Source organism: Nostoc sp. DedQUE05 (assembly GCF_034530955.1).
Taxonomy (GTDB): Bacteria; Cyanobacteriota; Cyanobacteriia; order Cyanobacteriales; family Nostocaceae; genus Nostoc.
Genome location: NZ_JAVRCB010000036.1, coordinates 71,573 through 91,043 on the forward strand (window position 1 = coordinate 71,573; position 19,471 = coordinate 91,043).

General features: G+C 43.2%; 13 protein-coding genes. 5 read left to right on the forward strand and 8 right to left on the reverse strand.

Annotated elements, in window-relative coordinates; translation table 11 throughout:
* The first annotated feature begins 75 nt into the window (after positions 1-75).
* Positions 76-1,065: an adenosine kinase gene (locus RMZ42_RS24295; RefSeq protein WP_322673820.1), complete on the forward strand. Its 990-nt coding sequence runs from the start codon at positions 76-78 to the stop codon at positions 1,063-1,065.
* A gap of 331 nt (positions 1,066-1,396) precedes the next feature.
* Here RMZ42_RS24295 and RMZ42_RS24300 read toward each other — a convergent pair whose 3' ends face one another.
* The 7 genes from RMZ42_RS24300 to RMZ42_RS24330 all read right to left on the reverse strand — a co-directional run bounded on the left by RMZ42_RS24300 (position 1,397) and on the right by RMZ42_RS24330 (position 8,718).
* The gene (locus tag RMZ42_RS24300; protein WP_322673821.1) at positions 1,397-2,590 is read right to left on the reverse strand and encodes an MFS transporter; all 1,194 of its coding nucleotides are present in this window, start codon (positions 2,588-2,590) and stop codon (positions 1,397-1,399) included.
* A gap of 231 nt (positions 2,591-2,821) precedes the next feature.
* Positions 2,822-3,826 (reverse strand): SDR family oxidoreductase, encoded by a 1,005-nt coding sequence (locus RMZ42_RS24305; protein WP_322673822.1) that lies wholly within the window; start codon positions 3,824-3,826, stop codon positions 2,822-2,824.
* A 741-nt stretch (positions 3,827-4,567) separates the two neighbouring features.
* A complete protein-coding gene (locus RMZ42_RS24310; protein ID WP_322673823.1) occupies positions 4,568-4,951 on the reverse strand; it encodes a hypothetical protein in 384 nt (127 codons plus the stop codon).
* A gap of 177 nt (positions 4,952-5,128) precedes the next feature.
* Positions 5,129-5,668 carry a DOMON-like domain-containing protein gene (locus RMZ42_RS24315; RefSeq protein ID WP_322673824.1) on the reverse strand — a complete coding sequence of 180 codons (540 nt, stop codon included), beginning with the start codon at positions 5,666-5,668 and terminating at the stop codon, positions 5,129-5,131.
* Complete coding sequence (locus RMZ42_RS24320; RefSeq protein WP_322673832.1) at positions 5,665-6,783, reverse strand: aminoglycoside phosphotransferase family protein; 1,119 nt, start codon at positions 6,781-6,783, stop codon at positions 5,665-5,667. Before RMZ42_RS24320 ends, RMZ42_RS24315 begins: the two co-directional genes overlap by 4 nt.
* A 255-nt stretch (positions 6,784-7,038) precedes the next feature.
* Positions 7,039-8,352 (reverse strand): Tudor-knot domain-containing protein, encoded by a 1,314-nt coding sequence (locus tag RMZ42_RS24325; RefSeq protein WP_322673825.1) that lies wholly within the window; start codon positions 8,350-8,352, stop codon positions 7,039-7,041.
* Positions 8,353-8,493: 141 nt separating this feature from the next.
* Positions 8,494-8,718, reverse strand: coding sequence for a hypothetical protein (locus tag RMZ42_RS24330; RefSeq protein ID WP_322673826.1), 225 nt, complete (start codon positions 8,716-8,718; stop codon positions 8,494-8,496).
* Between the two features lie 330 nt (positions 8,719-9,048).
* Here RMZ42_RS24330 and RMZ42_RS24335 point away from each other — a divergent pair, with 330 nt between their 5' ends.
* The 4 genes from RMZ42_RS24335 (at position 9,049) to RMZ42_RS24350 (ending at position 18,818) form a co-directional block, all read left to right on the forward strand.
* Positions 9,049-9,369: an endonuclease domain-containing protein gene (locus tag RMZ42_RS24335; protein WP_322673827.1), complete on the forward strand. Its 321-nt coding sequence runs from the start codon at positions 9,049-9,051 to the stop codon at positions 9,367-9,369.
* 327 nt (positions 9,370-9,696) lie between these two features.
* Positions 9,697-15,057 (forward strand): AAA family ATPase, encoded by a 5,361-nt coding sequence (locus RMZ42_RS24340; protein ID WP_322673828.1) that lies wholly within the window; start codon positions 9,697-9,699, stop codon positions 15,055-15,057.
* A 335-nt stretch (positions 15,058-15,392) separates the two neighbouring features.
* Entirely contained in the window at positions 15,393-17,414 is a 2,022-nt protein-coding gene (locus tag RMZ42_RS24345; RefSeq protein WP_322673829.1) for a carotenoid oxygenase family protein, read from the forward strand.
* Between the two features lie 60 nt (positions 17,415-17,474).
* Complete coding sequence (locus RMZ42_RS24350; RefSeq protein ID WP_322673830.1) at positions 17,475-18,818, forward strand: FAD-dependent oxidoreductase; 1,344 nt, start codon at positions 17,475-17,477, stop codon at positions 18,816-18,818.
* A gap of 104 nt (positions 18,819-18,922) precedes the next feature.
* On the opposite strand, the gene RMZ42_RS24355 is transcribed toward RMZ42_RS24350, so the two are convergent.
* Entirely contained in the window at positions 18,923-19,282 is a 360-nt protein-coding gene (locus tag RMZ42_RS24355; RefSeq protein ID WP_322673831.1) for a hypothetical protein, read from the reverse strand.
* Positions 19,283-19,471: the final 189 nt, after the last annotated feature.

A 19,471-nucleotide genomic window follows, 5' to 3' on the forward strand; every position in this document is an offset into this window, starting at 1 on the left:
ACTATACCAGGAGTTGCCTATCTGTTATTATCAGTTCTGTTCAAGTCAGATAGAAATTATTCTCGGAGATAAACAATGGGCAAGAAATATGATGTTTATGGTGTAGGTAATGCTTTAGTAGATATAGAATACGAAGTATCTCCAGAGTTACTACAAAAGCTAAAAATTGACAAAGGTGTAATGACACTTCTAGATGAAGACAGTCAAAATCATATTTTGGAAAATCTCAAAAATCTTCATTGCCATAAGAGTTGTGGAGGGTCAGCAGCAAACACAATAGTGGCAATTAGTCAACTAGGAGGAAAAACTTTTTATTCCTGTAAAGTAGCTAATGATGAATTTGGAGACTTTTACATCGAAGATTTAGTCAACTCTCAGGTAGATACCAACTTAAAAAATGGCGATCGCCAATCAGGAATAACAGGTAAATGTTTGGTGTTAGTAACTCCCGATGCAGATCGCACCATGAATACATTTTTGGGAATTACTGGAGAATTTTCTACACAAGAATTAGTATCATCAGCAATCGCTGATTCAGAATATCTATATATAGAAGGATATTTAGTGGCTTCTCCTACAGGAAAAGAAGCAGCTATAAAGGCTAGAGAAATAGCTGAAAAAGCGGGAGTAAAAACTACCATGTCCCTATCTGATTACAACATGGTGAAATTTTTTAAAGATGGTTTATTAGAAATCATTGGGCCTGGTTTAGACTTGATTTTTGCTAATGAAAGTGAAGCATTAGAACTAGCAGATACAGAAGATTTTCAAGTAGCTGTAGACAAACTAAAAACCCTGAGTAAGAAATTTGCCATTACTCGCGGTTCCAAGGGTTCAGTAGTATTTGACGGTCAGAAATTAATCGAAATCGCTGCACCTCAAGTAAAAGCTGTAGATACAGTAGGAGCAGGAGATATGTATGCAGGAGCTTTCCTCTATGGAATTACCCAAGGTATGAGCTATGAAGAAGCCGGAAAATTAGCATCGGCCGCAGCTTCTAAGATTGTTACATCCTATGGGCCAAGATTAAAAACTGAGGAGTTAAAGGCATTAGTTATTGCTTAGAGGATGTTTGAAAAGTGTCGTATAGCATATTAAATTTTGACATTACCCCCCCAACCCCCCTTATAAAGGGGGGCTTTAAGAGACTATTTCCCCCCCCTTTCCAAGGGGGGGTTAGGGGGGGTATTAAAGGTTGTTTTAAAAGTTCTTTGGTCGGTAGCAAAACGTTTTAGATCCCCCTAAATCCCCCTTAAAAAGGGGGACTTTGATTCCGGTTCCCCCCTTTTTAAGGGGGGTTAGGGGGGATCTAAAAATGCCTAAAATCACAGCGAAAAACTTTTCAAACATCCTCTTAGATACTTTGGGTAACAAATATGGGTAAGTTTTTTGAGACTTAACGAGAAAAGCCAGTTAGCGAATGTTGTACCAGCCAGCAATGTAAGCCCACCATTAACAGCGCCAATGGCAGCATCAACATTGGGATGATTTCTAAAGTTGTCCAACTTGCAACCCAGCCTGCTCCAGTGGGTACGATCGCTGCCCCCAAACTGGCGGCACTAGTGGCAATGCTAACAGCCGCAGGAACATGGGGGTCTGGCAATCGTTGAGGAATTAACCAAATGGTTGCAGGAAAGATGGCTGCCAACCCAAAGCCAATCAACGGTAAGCTAATCCATTGATCTGGCAGTTGCCACCAAGCAAGCAATCCAATGATTACAAGACTGAGCGACATACTGATTGTGCGCACCGCCCCAAGCGATCGCAAGAAATAACCTAAGATGAAACGTCCCAGTGTTAATCCCACCCAGTAAGCACTAACGCTGTAACCCGCAATCAGCGTGGGCGTGTGACGAGCGACAGACTGCACAGTGTATGCCCAGTTACCAATGCAGGCTTCAGTGCCAACATAAACCAGCAAAAGCAGCCCAGTTAGCAGTACTATCGGAGTTTGCAGCGCTCTGCCTAGATTTTCTAAAGCAGTTGTCTTTGATGGCAATACCCGTACTGTCATTGGTGTGTAGTTGAAGATGATAACGCCCAGCACGCTCACAATTAATAAGCTGACAATCCCGGCTAATACCCCATAAACTTGCCGCCAGTTCATGCCAACTGCTAACAAAGTAGTAGCGATCGCGGGGCCTGAAAGAGCGCCAATACCATAGAAAGCATGGAGCAAACCAATCAAACTAGCACTGCGGGAATCTTGCACAATGTAGGTATTAATGCCTGCATCAATCAACCCAATGCCCAATCCCAACGCCGATCCCGCGCCAACCATGAGAAACCAGGAGGGTGAGATGGCATAGATTGTCAGTGCCATCGTCAGCGCACCCGCAGCAATCAACAGCATTCGCGCTAACCCCAGCCGACTACTCACCAGACTGCTGGTGAATGCTGCCAGAATGTAGCCGCTAATTTGACTGAGAAACAGCAGGGTGACGGTTGCGGGAGTCAGGTTATAAGTAGACAGAATCGAGGGCAGAAGAACTCCTAATCCTGCTTCAGCAATGCCAATGGCAATAAAGGCATAGAAAGCGATCGCCGAACCTATCCACAGAGGCGGTAAGGTGCGTTGATAGTCTGTCATTGGCTGGAATGCTCCTGGATCGGAAAATTTGACTGCTGAGATTTACTCTAATTACAAGAAACTTCTGGTTGTGCAAAGTATGTATAGTGAAAAATCTTTTTATAACTACCAAATGGCATTATTAGTAATTATCTCAACATTTCATCACTATGTTGCTAAAAAGTTTGCAATGATTTCTCTCAAACCCTTGTAAAAACTGGATTGCAAATTTTCCGAAAAGTTTATTTATCCTTAATCTTTGAATACTTGAGCTGCTAGGAACGCTAATGCTGCTGTACCAGCGATCGCACCCCACTGAAGAAGCGGATTTTTTTCTAGCCAGTCGGAAATGCTAGGTATAACTAAGTGACCATAATCTCCGTTAACTCTGTCGTCTTCAGCAACAGGTTGGTAAAAATTATTTGGTGCATCTTCAGATTTTGGCTCAGAAGAACGTAGTAAATCGAAGCCAACGAGCAGTAACAGTGAATCTACTAATGATGGTGAGATGCGCTGTACCACATCTAATATTTTAGCTACATCCCCAACTAAGTAGTCACGAGTTGGATGTTCGGCTACGTAGAGGATAGCATCAGCTACAAGTTTAGGGTTGTAGTAAGGTGGTATCCCCGAAGGCTTTACGCCTAATTTTGTCAGACCATTATTCCAAAAGGGAGTGTCGATCACCGCAGGTTTCACACTCGTGACGCTGATGGGCCATTTTTCATGTTGCAACTCAAGGCGCATGGCTTCGATAAAGCCCTCGACTCCGTGCTTGGCTGCCGAGTAAGCACTTTGGTAGGGGAGCGATCGCTTACCTTCCATTGAAGAGACATGGATCAGCGCCCCCCGTCCCTCACGCTTCAAATGGGGTAGGGCTGCCATTGCACCATACACTTGTCCCATAAGATCGACATCAATGATATGCTTAAACTCTTCTGGTGTTATGTTGTCGAAAGTGGCAAAGATGCCGATCGCAGAGACGTGTACCCATGTATCGAGTCGCCCGTACACTTCCACAGTTTTATCTGCGATTGCTTTAACTTGGTCAAATACTTCCACATCAGCTACGTAAAAAGTTGCTTCACCGCCAAAGCTGCGAATCTCCTCCACTAAAGACTTTAGCTTCAACTCGCTCCGAGCCGAGACTACAACTTTTGCGCCGCGTCTAGCAAACTCAAGAGCTGTGACACGTCCGATTCCACTGGAGGCTCCGACGACAGAAACGACTTGCTGATTGATTGGCTTTAATTGCATGAGTGTTACGTTTTAAAATAAATTAGGAATTGGGAATTGGCTTCGAGAATGTTAGAGACTTTAGCTTCAATAAGTAATTCAGCCGCTTTGTTACTATCAGTTGTTATTAAAAATATTTTTTAATAACTCTGATAGTACATATATATGTTAATTATTATTACGGTTGCATTTCTCTGTCTATTGGGGAATCTGAAAGCGCCACAGGAAGTAGATTTCAGGGGGCAGAGGGGCAGGGGGCAGGGGGCAGGGGGCAGGGGGCAGGGAGCAGGGAGCAGGGGGCAGGGAGCGGGGGGGCAGGGGGCAGGGAGCAGGGAGCAGGGGGCAGGGGGCAGAAGTTCTAAGAGGATGTTTGAAAAGTGCTTGGCTGTGATTTTAGGCACTAACCGATCCCCCCTAGCCCACGCCAGTCGCTCATGGGGGAAACCCCCAAGACCGCGCTGGCTCCCCTTAAAAAGGGGGGAACCGGAATCAAAGTCCCCCAATTTATCGGGGGATTTAGGGGGATCTAGAACGTTTTGTTACCGAGAAGAAAACTTTTCAAACAACCTCTAAAGGGAGACTGGGAGGGAGAGGTCTGTCGAACTCACGTTAACCAAAATTATTCAGCAGACACCTAATCTAAAACCCCCATACTTTAGATGTACAGGGGTTATTTCAGCTGGCGCAGAATGCTTGAAGGAAAAGGTTAACTTGTATTTCATCCAATTAAAAACTTAAAAATAGCTATAGACAAAGCTGTACTTATTCAGGATAATATACCCCGGTTAATGTTTGCAATTGTGAACTAACAGCACTTATGTAAGTTCGATCGCTTAAAACTTGTGCTGGTAATTTTTTAGCATTAATCGCAGCTTTGACTAAATCTTTCGCAGTAATATTTCCGCGCTGACCTTGAGAAATCAAAACTCCTCCGCTAGGAACTCCTTGCTGTTTGAAAGCACCTTGGTAAGCAAGATTAACAAGATTAAACGGCTGAATATAGCTGACATTGGTAGAATTACTGCCTAATGCATCAGGATTAACTGCTGTGTTTATCGATCTGGCTGTTTGAGCGCTAGCAATGCCAGATGTGAAGGCAAGAGAGGCAATGATAACTGTAGAATTTATCAATGTTGTTAATTTCATCAGGTACTCCTTAACTATAGTGAAGTGGAATTAATAGTTTCTACTAATAGATTCCTCTTATTTATAGAAATTAACCTCATACAATTGACTCACCCAAACGGTTGAATTGCCTTTCATCCAAATGGGTGACTTGTTGCTGCCTTCTCGTTTTGGCATATTGGTAACAGTAACCACATCTCACAACTCAACGATGAAACTGTCTCGGAGATGAAAGTCAGCCTCCGCGCCTCGATGAGTTAACGCCCAGTAAGTCACCTCACCATCTCTGTGTTTGATAACGGTAGTAATGCTAATTTCGATGGCTTGGTTTGCCGAGACGATTTTATCTAAATCGACATCTAACGCAAGTACCAAAGCATCGGTTTGATTCTGAACACTAAATGGTAGCTTTTTAAAGGCAGTTTCCTCTTGCATCCCTTGACGATATCCATCAAAGCGATAGACATTCCAGTGTCCGGCGGGGGAGAGGTTAAATTCCCAATATCGTGCAGAATCTTTAATACCAAGAAAAAACTCGAAGCAGGTATCTTCCCAAAGTTTATGCTTGCGTGATGGTGCATTTGATGTTGGAGCAATTGCAATTTCTTTTAAGTCACCTCCAAGGTTGTAGCAAATAGTAAGTTGATTAACATTTCGGGAGATATTGCCTGTAATTTTCAAATGAGGAAAAGACTCGGTGGAAGAAAAGGATTGCAGGGAAAATGTCTGCTTGTTCATTTCATATCTTGGATAATTTTGCGAATCTGCGTTTCTTGAGATTCAATACTTTCAGTCAGCTTAAACTGAACGATCGCTCTTGCTAAGTTATGTTCTGGGTGCTTAACTTTGAAGTAGACATTCCCGGCTAAATAATCAGCAAAAAATCTCAGTCCTAGTTCAAAAGTAATTAGACGAATGGCATCATAGATGTATGCATAATCATTCTCGGTCAGAAATGCCTTAGCCACAGCAAGATAACCTTGGAGGATTTCTTGACACAAATCGGTATCGAAATAAATACTTTCCCAATTCTCGGTTTCTTCGCCAGCCGGATTGCAACCCGATCGCAGACAATCGCCAATATCGTAATGTACTAAACCGGGTTTCACGGTGTCTAGGTCGATGACGCTAACGGCTTGCTGGGTAACAACGTCAAACATCACGTTATTAATTTTGGGATCGCCGTGCATCAGACGTAGGGGTAGCTTGCCTTCAGCTTTGGCATTTTCTAAGATATGTGCAAAGGCTTGGCGATCGCTAACAAACTGTAAGCAATAATTAACTTCCGAAGATTTAGGCGCACTAGTTTTCGGCAAAACTTCCTCGTAATGCTGGAGATAAAACGGTGTAATATGAAACCCTTCGAGGGTGTCAGCAAGTTTTTCTGCTGGCAAATCGCTGATTAGATTGTGAAACATTCCCAAGGCATAACCGATTTCTTTGGCGTGGGAGCGATCGCCCATACTATCAAAGGACTGGGAGCCTGGAATAAAGCTGATTGCCCGCCAAAATGAGCCATCTGCATCCCTCCAGTGGTCTTGAGCGTTTTTGGTCAACAGTACGCGTGGCACTTCCCAGCGACGATTCAGGGGTGTATCCTGCAACCTTTTTTGAACGTGTTCAGTTAAGGTACGCATATTCTGCATAATCAGTTGTGGCTGACGAAACACCTGTGTGTTAATGCGTTGCAGGACAAAATGTTGTTCCTTTGAGGAATCGAGAGTTGCTAAAAAGGTGTCATTTATATTACCACTGCCAAATGCTTTCACGCCTGTAACCTTCCCCAGTGGGGCGAATTGGTTAGCGATCGCCTCTAGATTTCGGGTATCCTGTGTATTGAATTGTTCTATCATCTGCTTCATCTCTACTACTCCTCACGTACATTGCATGAAAGCAATAGGGGATATCGTAGCGCAAGTGTCAAGATAATTTGTAATTCGTAATTCGTAATTCGTAATTCGTAATTGATTAACGAGATGTCAATTATGAATTTTTAAAAGTACTATAGCAATTCTGAATCCATTTGTGAAAAACAAGCTCCCCAACTTTTCAAATAAGTCGGGGAGTTGCGGGTTACAATTTTCGTCAACCCCGTGCTAATTCAACAGTTAGGAAATCTCATCGCTATCAACCCACTCATCATAAGATGAGTCATAACCAACGTAGTGAAGATAGTATTGCTGGCCTTGGATTTGCTGAATCGTTGCGGAATACCAAGCTTCTTGGTCATCATCCCAACATTTTACTTTTTGACCTACTGCATATCCATTTTCATCTGTGGAGCGAAGATCGCGAGTCCGAATGTCATCTTCGCCTACCCACTCGTCATAAGATGAACCGTATCCAAGGTAATGAATAAAGAACTGGTCATCTTGGATTTTCTCAATGGTTCCCTGATACCAATCCTCCTCATCATTATCCCAGACTTCTACAGTTTTGCTGACTTCATACTGATTCCGATCTGATTTATCTGATTTAACGGCAGATGAAACATCTTGAATCGGCTTTTGTTCTTCTTGTTTGATTTCTTCTTTTACTAGAGTGTATGCTTGCAAAATCAAACTGCGAGCGACCGTTTGAATTCCTGTATGCTCGTAGTAATTGGTAGTTTGATCTAGGAATGCTGCAACTAAATCTAAATTATCATCAGCAATCTGAATAAAATTACCCAAATTACTAGAAATTGATTGCGGGGTTATGCCCGTCTTGGATACTAAATTATTCATCCAGCCTTGCACGGAGTTAAAACCCTGACTGATAAAACCAACTTTATCAGAAGGATTATTACCTGGAAGAAAGTTATTAACGGCTAAGAAAACCGGATTTTGAGTTATTGCATCAGCATCAGTACCACTAATAACTCCCTGAATTTTGCTGAGGAAGTCAGGGCCCAAGGGCAGAATTCCATCTAGACAAACTAAAGCTACCATCCGCATTAGGGATGCATTTTGATAGTTGTTAGTTAGGGAATTAGCAAACTCTTGGGGATTTGGTTGAGGAATGCCGTTTAGTTTGCAAAAGGCAATGATTTCGACGGCGATTTTTAATACCAAGTCAATGGATTGAGTGACATCGGCTTTGGGAGTAACTTTGCCTAAAAAAGAGAGAAAGCCGATTTTTTCACTAACTTTATTCGCTAAAGCTGCTGCTGCCATCGCTGTGTCTGCCTTATCAATTGTTTGATAAAGTTTGATGGCAAACTGGTAGCCTTGTTGAGGATCTATGTATAAACTAGCAGCGCGATCGCGGATTTTTTGAATTACCTTAGCATCGGTAACTCCTGTAATAGCGCGGATATTATTGTCAAACCCCGTCAAATTGCTCCATTCACCTGGAGCTACATAATCAAGAGCCTTTAAAACTTTGACAGTAATATTGTCAGTCGGTAACTCGTCAACCAACTGAATAATCGATTTATCCATCAGCCGATCCTCAAAACTCCAGATATCGTTACAATACGGTTCAGAGCAGCCCACATTTAGCGTTGGGCAATTACTGAAACGTATTTATAGAGTTCCCCAACCCGATCAAAAAATAACGATGTTAGTAACAGACGCTACACCTCAAGATATTGCATAGGCGATCGAGCCGGTAGTCGCTACAGGGAAGACAGTAGTCACTACAGGGAAGGCGGTAGTCGCTACAGGGAAGGCGGTAGTCACTACAGGGAAGACGGTAGTCACTACAGGGAAGACGGTAGTCGCTACAGGGAAGGCGGTAGTCGCTACAGGGAAGACGGTAGTCGCTACAGGGAAGCCGGAAGTCGCTACAGGGAAGCCGGTAGTCACTATAGGGAAGCCGGAAGTCACTACAGGGAAGAATATTTTGATTTTTGCTCGGTAATATGTGGTTATTTAACAGAGCATTAAAAATACCCCACCCTAGCCCTCCCCTTGCAAAGGGGAGGGAACTAGATTTTCGGCTTCCCCCCTTTGCAAGGGGGGATTGAGGGGGGTAATTTCAACTTTGCTAGGAGGAGGGAATTGTATTCCTAGTTTCTCCCCTTTGCAATGAGAGATTAAGGGGGGTAATTTGGAATTACCAAAAATCAAGATGTTATGACAGAGCTTTATAACAAAACCTCAGAGAAAGAAAAAAGATGATCGCTCCGTAATAATATGCCATCTGCTGAAAAGATTGTGTGGGAAAGGTTGAAAAATCGGCAAATTGATGGTTGCAAATTTCGTAGACAGTACAGTATTGATATATTTGTTGTAGATTTTTATTGTCCTGAATTAAAACTTGCTATAGAAATTGATGGTGATAGCCATTTTCAAGAAGGAGCGCAGGTTTATGATTATGAACGACAATGTTTTCTTGAATCTAAAGGCACTTGTTTTTTGAGGTTTACAAATCAACAGGTTTATCAAGAGTTGGAAGGTGCGATCGCAATGATTGCACAAACGGTTTGTCAATTGCGGAAGATTACCCCACCCTAACCCTCCCCTTGCAAAGGGGAGGGAACTAGATTTCTTTTTTCCCCCCAATGCATCGGGGGGACTAAGGGGGGTAATTTGACTTATGTGTACACCTTAGCCAATGCATCGGAGGGTAATTTAATTGCAGTAGCACTAGTTGGACGAATTACCATCCCATCTCAAATCAAATCAAATAAGTAATTTTGATTGGTGATGTGTGCGATCGCTTTCGTCCGATCTACTACTCACAGTCTGTTAACTGTAGCATTCGGCTAATTTCTGTTCACTTGCAAGGTGAATAATTTATACTGAATAGACCCTAAAATACAGCAAACGCTTGAGTAATCTATGATCGCACTGGAAGGGTATAAAGTCCTGACAGAACTGCACGCAAGCCCCAATTCTCAGGTCTATCAGGGATATCGAGAGTTAGATCGACAACCAGTAGTACTGAAGGTTCTGTGGCAAGAATACCCATCCCCAGAAGCGATCGCTCGGTTTAAACTTGAATACGATCTCACGCGCCGCGCTCAAGCGCCGGGAATTATCCAAGCTTATGACTTAAAAAAGTATCAAAACACCTTAGTCTTAATTTTAGAGGATTTTGGTGGACAACCTCTGCGTGAGTTACTCAATCAATCACCTCTACCGCTAGAGAATTTTTTGCAATTGGCTATGCAAGTAGCGGCAGCTTTAGAAGAAATTCATCAGCAACAAATTATTCATAAAGACATTAATCCTGCCAATATTCTTCTCAATCCCACGACTCAACAAACGAAAATAATTGACTTTGGCATTGCTACTTTGCTGTCGCGGGAAAATCCCACGTTGCGAAATCTCAATGTTTTAGAAGGGACTCTCGCTTATATTTCTCCCGAACAAACAGGACGAATGAATCGCTCGATTGATTATCGCACCGATTTTTACTCTTTGGGAGTCACTTTCTACGAACTGTTAACACAGCATTTACCTTTTATTAGCGACGATCCTGTGGAACTAGTTCACAGCCACATTGCCAAACAACCGATTCCGCCCGATCGCATCAATCCTCAAATTCCGCCAGCGCTTTCGCAAATTGTGATGAAGTTGCTGGAAAAAACTGCTGAAGCGCGTTATCAAAGTGCTTTTGGATTACAGGCAGATTTAGAGCAATGCCTAAAGATGTTGCACGCTACAGGGCAAATTTCCTTATTTGAACTAGGACAGCAAGATAACTCCAGTAGATTTCAAATTCCTCAAAAACTCTACGGACGCGAGGCGGAAGTGGCAAATTTGCTGGCAGCTTTTGAGCGAGCTAGTCACGGTGAAAGCGAAGTGATGCTGATTGCAGGTTATTCTGGAATTGGCAAATCAGCCTTGGTTCAAGAAATTTATAAACCGATTACCCAACAACGGGGATATTTTATCTCTGGGAAGTTTGACCAGTTCCAACGCAACATTCCCTACAGTTCTTTAATTCAAGCCTTTCAAGCTTTAATTCGCCAACTATTAACTACAAGTGAAGCAGAAATTACTATTTGGCGCAAAAAATTATTAAATGCTCTTGGTGTCAATGGTCAGGTGATTATCGAAGTAATTGCAGAGGTGGAACTAATTATTGGTCAGCAGCCACCTGTTGTAGAACTATCGCCCAAGGAAGCGCAAACTCGGTTTAATTTAGTCTTGCAAAACTTCATTAAGGTCTTTACCCAAAAGGAACATCCTTTAGTGATGTTCTTGGATGACCTGCAATGGGCGGATAGTGCATCACTCCAGTTGATTCAGTTGTTAATTAGTCAAGCAGACAGTCAATATCTGTTGTTAATTGGTGCTTATCGTGATAACGAAGTAGATAAAAGCCATCCACTGCGGGCAACGATCGCATCCTTAGAACAAGCAGGAGTGGCTATTCACGAACTCACCTTAACGCCTTTAGCATTGCCCGAAATTCAACAACTCCTCAGCGATACCCTCAACAATGCCGATTCAGCAGAAATTACTCCTTTAGCAGAACTGCTTCAGCAGAAGACTAATGGCAATCCCTTCTTCATGAATGAATTTTTGAAGTCGCTGTATGCAGAAGAATTACTCCAGTTTAATTTCACTCAGCGACAATGGCAGTGGCAATTGGCAAAAATCCAAGCAGCCCAGATTACCGATAATGTAGTCGAGTTGATGGCGCTGAAAATTCAAAAGCTGCCAGTTGCCACCCAGGAAGCTTTAAAATTAGCAGCTTGTATTGGTAATTCCTTTGATTTGCATACTTTGGCGATCGCTAGCTCAAAATCCCTTGCAGATGTCGCCGCCCAACTCTGGGAAGCCGTGCAAACCGGACTCATTTTACCACAAGGCAATGACTACCAACTGTTGCAAGTTGCCGACCTAGAAGTAACAGCGTTGACAAATTTGGATGTAGTCTACAAATTCCTGCACGATCGCGTCCAGCAAGCTGCCTATTCACTGATTTCTACCGACCAAAAACAGGCAGTACACTTGCAGATTGGGCAACTGTTATTACAAGGCATTACTCCCCAAAAGCAAGAAGAAAGAATTTTTGACATTGTTAACCAACTGAATTTCGGCATCAACCTGATTACAGACCCTCAACAGCGACAAAAACTAGCCCAGTTGAACTTAACAGCAGGTAACAAAGCCAAAGCCTCAGCCGCCTATCAGCCAGCCTTAGATTATCTGACAATGGGGATTAACAGTCTAGCAGCTAGTTGTTGGCGGCAGCAGTATCAGCTAACTTTGGCATTGCACACCGCCGCCGCCGAAGCTGCTTATCTGGGTGGGGACTTTGAGTGCATGGATACACTAACAGATGAAGTGCTGCAAAAGACCCGCAGCACAGTCGATCAGGTGCAGGTTTATGCCATCAAAATCCAAGCTGCGATCGCCCGCGATCGACTCTTAGCTGCCTCTCAACTCGGTCTGCAAGTTCTGCAACTGTTGGGCATTCCCTTAGCTAGCAACCCCGGTCAACCGCAAATTATGCTGGGATTGTTAAAAACTAAACTTGCTTTGGCAGGTAAGCAGGTAGACACCTTAGTTGACTTACCAAAACTCACCCATCCCACGAAATTAGCGGCAATTCGCATCCTGGCAAGTATTGCCTCGGCGACTTATTTAGCAGCCCCGAATGTTTTTCCTTTGACGGTCTTTAAACAGGTGGAAATATCCGCCAAATCCGGCAATGCGGCGGAATCAGCTTTTGCCTACGCTACCTATGGTTTGATTCTTTGTGGCGTTGTCGGGGATTTGCAAGGGGGATATAAATTTGGTGAATTAGCCTTGCAAGTACTAGACCGCTTCAATGCCAAGCACCTGCAAGCGAGAACTTTATTTGTAGTTAATTCCTTTGTCCGCCATTGGCAAGAACCACTCCAAAATACTATTCCTTCACTGCAAGCAGGATTTCAAATTGGGCGCGATACGGGTGATACCGAATACGCTGCCTTTTGTGCCAATACATCCTCTATGCATTGCTATTTTACTGGTCAAAATCTGGCTGAATTAGATGAATGTTTAGCTATCTACGCAGATGCAATTCAACTGTTTAAGAAAAAACCGATATTTGTTCTCATTCAACTTTATCGCCAAGTAGTTGCTAATTTACAGGGCAAAAATGCTAATCCCTGTCAGTTGATCGGGGAATTTTATGATGCAACGGCGATGTTAACCCAGCATATCGAGAGTAACTATCGCACAGCTATTTTTTATATTTATACTAATCAATTAACGCTGAATTATTGGTTTGAAGATTATGCTACAGCCGTCAAGAATGCTGATTTAGCAATTCCTTATTTAGATGCAGTTGTGGCTTTATATATTGTAGGATGGTTCCACTTTTATGACTCTTTAGGGCGACTAGCTTTAGCTTCTGTTGTCAGTGCAGCAGAACGTCAAAAGTTACTTCAGCGAGTAGCTGCAAACCGGAAAAAGTTGCAAGTCTGGGCAAAATTTTCTCCTGTCAACTATAGCCATAAATTAGCGCTGGTAGAAGCAGAATGGCATCGGGTGCATGGAGAATCTAGTCAGGCGATCGCTTGTTACGATCGCGCCATTGCCTTAGCCCAATCAAACCAATATTTGAATGAAGCGGCTCTCGCCAATGAATTAACTGCCAAATTCTACCTCGCCCAGAACAAATCCAAGATTGCCCAAGTATATCTGCAAGAAGCCCGCTATCTTTATTTGCAGTGGGGAGCGATCGCCAAGGTAAAAGATTTAGAAGCCAAGTATCCCCAAATCTTAACGCGCATTCTCGAAAAAGCTGTTAACTCAACTTTATCAACCACTACTTCTAGCCCGACAGGTTTCACAAGTACCAGCCGCTCCGAATCATTGGATTTGGTGACAGTCATCAAAGCTTCTCAAACCCTATCCGAAGAAATTCAGCTAGATAAACTTTTATCTAACTTAATGCGGATTTTAATAGAAAATGCCGGGGCGCAACGGGGATTTTTGCTGTTGTCAACCAAAGGCAAGTTTTTAATTGAAGCTCAGGGAACCGTTGGTGAGAATACCATTCAGGTATTGGAATCACTCAGTATTGAAGATAACCAAATTCTTTCGACTGCGATCGTTAACTATGTGATTCGCACTAAAATTAATGTAGTCTTAAACGATGCCATCAACGAAGCAGTGGGAATTGGGGAATTTATTAAAGACCCCTACATTCGCCAATACCAACCGCGATCGATTCTGTGTACTCCCTTGATTAACCAAGGAAAGTTAGCAGGAATTGTCTATTTAGAAAATAACTTGACAACCGGAGCATTTACCCCAGATCGCTTGGAGTTGCTCAACCTGCTTTCAGCACAAGCAGCTATTTCCATTGAAAATGCCCGTTTGTATACCGATTTAGCCGCACTCAATAAAGCTTATGAGCGCTTTGTCCCGCGCCAATTTTTACAATTCCTCAACAAGCAAAGCATTATAGATGTGCAATTAGGCGATCAGGTGCAGCGAGAAATGTCAGTTTTATTTACCGACATTCGCGCCTTCACCACCCTTTCAGAAAGCATGACTCCCGCCGAAAATTTCCGATTTATTAATTCCTATCTCAGCCGCATGGAGCCGATTATTCTGGAAAACAATGGCTTTATCGACAAATATATTGGTGATGCCATCATGGCCTTGTTTGCCGGAGATGCTGATGATGCAGTCCAGGCGGGAATTGCCATGTTGCAGACATTAACAACCTACAACGAAAAGCGCCAAACCAAGGGCTACTCACCAATTCAAATTGGCATTGGGATTAATACTGGTTCGCTAATTTTGGGGACAGTCGGCGGGTTGAATCGCATGGATAGCACAGTGATTAGTGATGCGGTTAATCTCGCAGCACGAATCGAAGGATTGACCAAAACATTCAACGCTCCACTTTTAATTACCGACCAAACTTTTGAACGGTTACAAAATCGCGATCGCTATGGTATTCGTGTAGTTGGTCAGGTAAAGGTGAAGGGTAAAACGAATGCTGTGACTGTTCATGAAGTGTTTGCAGCCGATCCCGCAAAAGTTAGTGCAGGTAAAACAGCGACTTTGGAGATATTTGCAAGAGCATTAGCGTGTTACGAACAACAACAATTTGCCGCAGCAGCCGGGTATTTTCAAGATTGTTTGCAGCAAAACCCGTGGGATCAAGTCGCGCAGATGTATCTTGAGCGCTGTCAGCCAGGAAAAGAAATAGCATCAATTTTTACTGACGCAGTTAAATTTTAAGGTATTTACATACTGAGTGCTGATTAAATTAAGAATTACCCCCCTTAATCCCCCCTTGTAAAGGGGGGAGACCGGAAATCTAGTTCCCTCCCCTTTGCAAGGGGAGGGTTAGGGTGGGGTAAAACCGTTATTTATCAGCTATTTCAGACTTGTGTATACACGGTAGCCCGTTGTAAACGGTCTTTCAACTCAGCACTCTTCATAGTTGGATTCAAAAATCCTGAAAAAGCTGATGTTTGGACATTTGAGAGCAAAAACTCAACTTTTAAATTAAAACCTAGTGTTATACCTGAGGCAAAACACCAAATTAGAGTGCAATACCAGGGTATCAATTAATGAGTCCTAAAATTCCCGAACCCCGATTTCCAGAGGCAGCAATGACTGCCAGCCGTCAGGAAATATCGAATTTACCGATGAATGTCATCTATGGAGATGTACCGGCAGATTTATCAGGACATACGTTTATTATTGCGCCTGTAGGTAGTGTTGCCTCTGGGGGCTTACCCAATCAAAATGCAACCCACATTTTTAACGGTGATGGGATGATTTACCGCTTTGACTGGCAAGGCGGACAGGTGAGTGTCAAAACGAAACTGGCACGTACACCTTGCTACTATGCAGATCGGGCAACTTTTAACAATCTTGCCTATCGCTCTCATCAATTTCGCGATCGCGGGTTGTTGCGCTTCTCCCCTTCCTTGGGCTTGCGAGATGAGGTGGATATTGCCTTTCTCGCCTTTAATACAGCTAAAGACAGCCAAGAGCGATTAATGATTACTTATGACGCTGGTCGTCCCTACGAAATTGATACCAATAGCTTAGAAGTTGTTACCCCAGTGGGAGGCAACACTGAGTGGAAATCGTTTCTACCTTTGCCCTATCCTTTCCCGCCTGTGTTGAGTACGTCTCACCCAGCCTTTGATGGTTATACCAACGAAGTTTTCTTAGTTAACTATGGGCGATCGCTGAGTAATTTTCTTGAAAGTGCGCGTTTCATTTATGACCTCGAACAACTGCCCCAGGAACTACAGCAATTGCTAAGTGCGATCGCTAAACTTTTAGAGAACAATCCTTTGCAGATTCCCTTGGGAATGTTCTCGAAGTTTTCTCAAAGTTTCTCGCAACTATTGATTGGCTGGATTGAGAAATTGTTGGGAACTGCTATGCCAGATTTTGTTCGTTTGATGCGATGGGATGGTGTCGGCAAACTCCAGCAGTGGGAGTTGATACTGCCGGATGGTTCCCCGGTGCGAATTGAACAAAGCATCCATCAGTTGGCAGTTACCAAAGATTACGTGGTGGTAATGGACACCTCCTTGAAGATTGGCCCAGAACAAATCCTCAATAACCCAGTTCCCGATAGTTTGGAAACTGAACGCCTACTGCGACGATTGCTGACGCGATCGCAGCAACCCAATTCCCCCATTTACATCGTGCGTCGGGCTGACCTGAAAGCAGATGTGACTACTGTAGTAGTCCGCCCAGCTGTAATTCCTTTAGAAACAGTGCATTTTTTGACCGATTACGAAAACCCTGACGGTCAAATCACAATGCATACAGCCCATCTCTGCGCCACAGATATCGCCGAATGGGTTCGCAAGTATGATATCTCAAAATTCGATGCTCCCAAATCTGCGCCTCTGTGGTTGGGAGGAATGTTATCTAATGGGCAAATGGATGTGGGTCGTTTGGGTCGCTATCAAATAGATGGCGAGACAGGTCAGATTCGAGATGCCAAAGTAATTTACGATACCCGCCGTCATTGGGGTATAGGGTTCTATGCTTGTCAAGAAAAGCTGGCCTCTGGATTGCCTCCTCAGCGAATTGATAATATTTATTGGCAATCTCTCGGTTTTTGGCCAGAACTGCTGACTGAGTTTATTTACAACTTGTACGAAGACTATCCCTATCGGGCTGTCCCCCTAAAAGAATTACTGGAACGACAAGAAGCATTCCACAATCGCCCTTCTTCTTTGTTTCGGGTCGATACAATCAAAATGGAGGTAGCAGATTTTTATGATGCGCCCCCCGGTTATTTCATCAGTTCGCCCCAGTTTGTACCGAGATTGAACAGCAATGGCAGTTCTACAGATGGCTATATTGTCTGTACGGTATTTGGGGGAAATAACAACGAAATTTGGATCTTCCAAGCCGATCGATTAGAGGCTGGCCCTATATGCAAATTGAGCCATCCCCAACTGGATTTTGGCTTCACAATGCACACTGCTTGGTTATCTGCCATCGCACCTCGCACTGCTAGTTACGATATCCCCGTGCGACAGGATTATGAATCGTTACTTAAGCAGCCAGCCATTCGGCAATTATTTACAGAAGCAGTTTATCCGCATTTTCAGTAGAAGACATTGCGATCGCAAAATTCTCATCAGGGCACATTACTACTAAAAAATCAACAGTGTATGGCTAAAATTTCTAAAGATGCACGAATTTGTATTGTTGGGGCGGGAGCAGCCGGATTATCTACGGCTTACTTTTTGAAAAAGCAAGGCTACCGCAACGTACTTGTCTTAGAAAAAGCTGGACGGGTAGGGGGATTGTGTTATTCTATTACCTACAATTCCCGTTCCTTTGATTTGGGAGCAAATTATCTCACCCCTGCCTACAAAGAAGTCCTAAAAATTGCTGAAGAAGTCGGCGCTCAACTTTACAGCGAAGGCCCAGGGCAAGTCTACAACCCTTTTAAATCTCAACCGGGACAACCTGCCTACACCTCAATTATGAATGCCGTTACCGAGGGAACCGATCGAGTAACGTTTTTGGCAGCCGTTGGGCGCTTTTGCTGGGAGCGTCTTTGCTTAGAGCCAATTATTTCCGTTCCTGGGTTTGCCGGTATCAGTCAACATCCCGAACTGACTCAACCTTTTTCCCAGTGGTTAGCACAGAAAGATTTGTCATGTCTAGCAACTTTGTTTGAAATTCCGATTACTGCGATGGGCTATGGCTATTTAAACGAAATCCCCACCGTCTATGCTTTAAAATACATGACCCTAGAAACCTTTGGGACTTTAGTTACTTACGGTGCAGATATACGCTGCGGTTGGCCTAAACGGTTTATTGATGGTTTCCAACGCTTTTGGGAGCGTGTTGCTTGGGGAATAAATGTGCGCTTGAATATTGACATCAAAGAAATCAAGCGTGGGGCAATTACACGAGTGCGGTTCACCGAACAGGAGCAAATTCTTGACAAGATTGTTACCCATGAAGAAGTTTTAGAATTTGACTATCTGGTTTTAGCTTGTCCGTTGACGCTGAATGTCCTCAACACTTTTCTCGATTTGTCGCCAGCAGAAAAAGACCTATTTGAGCAGATAATTCTCAATCCCTACAGTTTGATTACTTATCTAATTCCCGAACTGAAAATGCCAACCCCAGTAACTAATGTCATTCCCTTAAATGCAGTGGGGAATCCCTGGTTTATCGCTCAACAGTTTGCTGACAATGACCTGATTGCCTTTTACACTCGCTTAGATCGTGAGGGAAAAATCACTAAAACAGATGTTCTCCAAGGGATTCAAAAGACATTAGAGAATTTGGGAGTGCAGGTAGATGATGATTACTACACCTACGATAAGTGGCCTTACTTTCCTCACGTTACTTCAGAGGCCATGCAAGCGGGATTTTACGATCGCTTAGAAGCCCTGCAAGGTCAACGCAAGACCTTTTATGTGGGAGGCTTATTGAATTTTGAATTGATAGAAACAATTGTCGAGTATTCAAAAAGTTTAGTCGAGAAGAACTTTTAGTCCAGAAAAGATCCAAGAATAATCCAATGGCGATCGCACCTCAGACAAAGCCAAATCAGTAATTTTGGTTGATGATGTATGCGATCGCGTTTAATCGTGCCTACTTACGTCGGCAAAACCACGCTTTGACGCACAGCACGCTTGCGCTCGCTTTTCCGAGTACCTCCAGCCATCTGATATTCGTGGCTATTATTACCATATTTATAAGCAATACCACGCAAAAGTTTCTCAGAATAGTCTGCTAATTCTTGTTCATTTTCGACGAGCTGGGTTAGTAAGACATCAATCGTCGAGAGGCTGGTATTGTATGCTTCTAGAGATTGCCGCACCCTTTCGATTTTCTCATTATAATCTTTGACTGTTAACCCCTCTCCGACATCGAGAGTTTGACTAATAGATTTAACGCTTGCTAGACGTAGTTCAGCTTTGCCAAGAGTACGTGAATTGCGTTTTCGCCTTCCCATAATTAATACTCATTTTCTCAATTTCTCATAACTCTATAGTGGACAATTGTTGAAGAGGTTGTCATACGTGGAATTGTTGATTTTTCTAAAAAAGCCTAAAATTTGTTTGCTTTATACCAATTTGTAATTACGAATTTTGGGCGTTGCATAATAGAGGGATGAATTGAGGTCATCTACTGTGCAATGTCC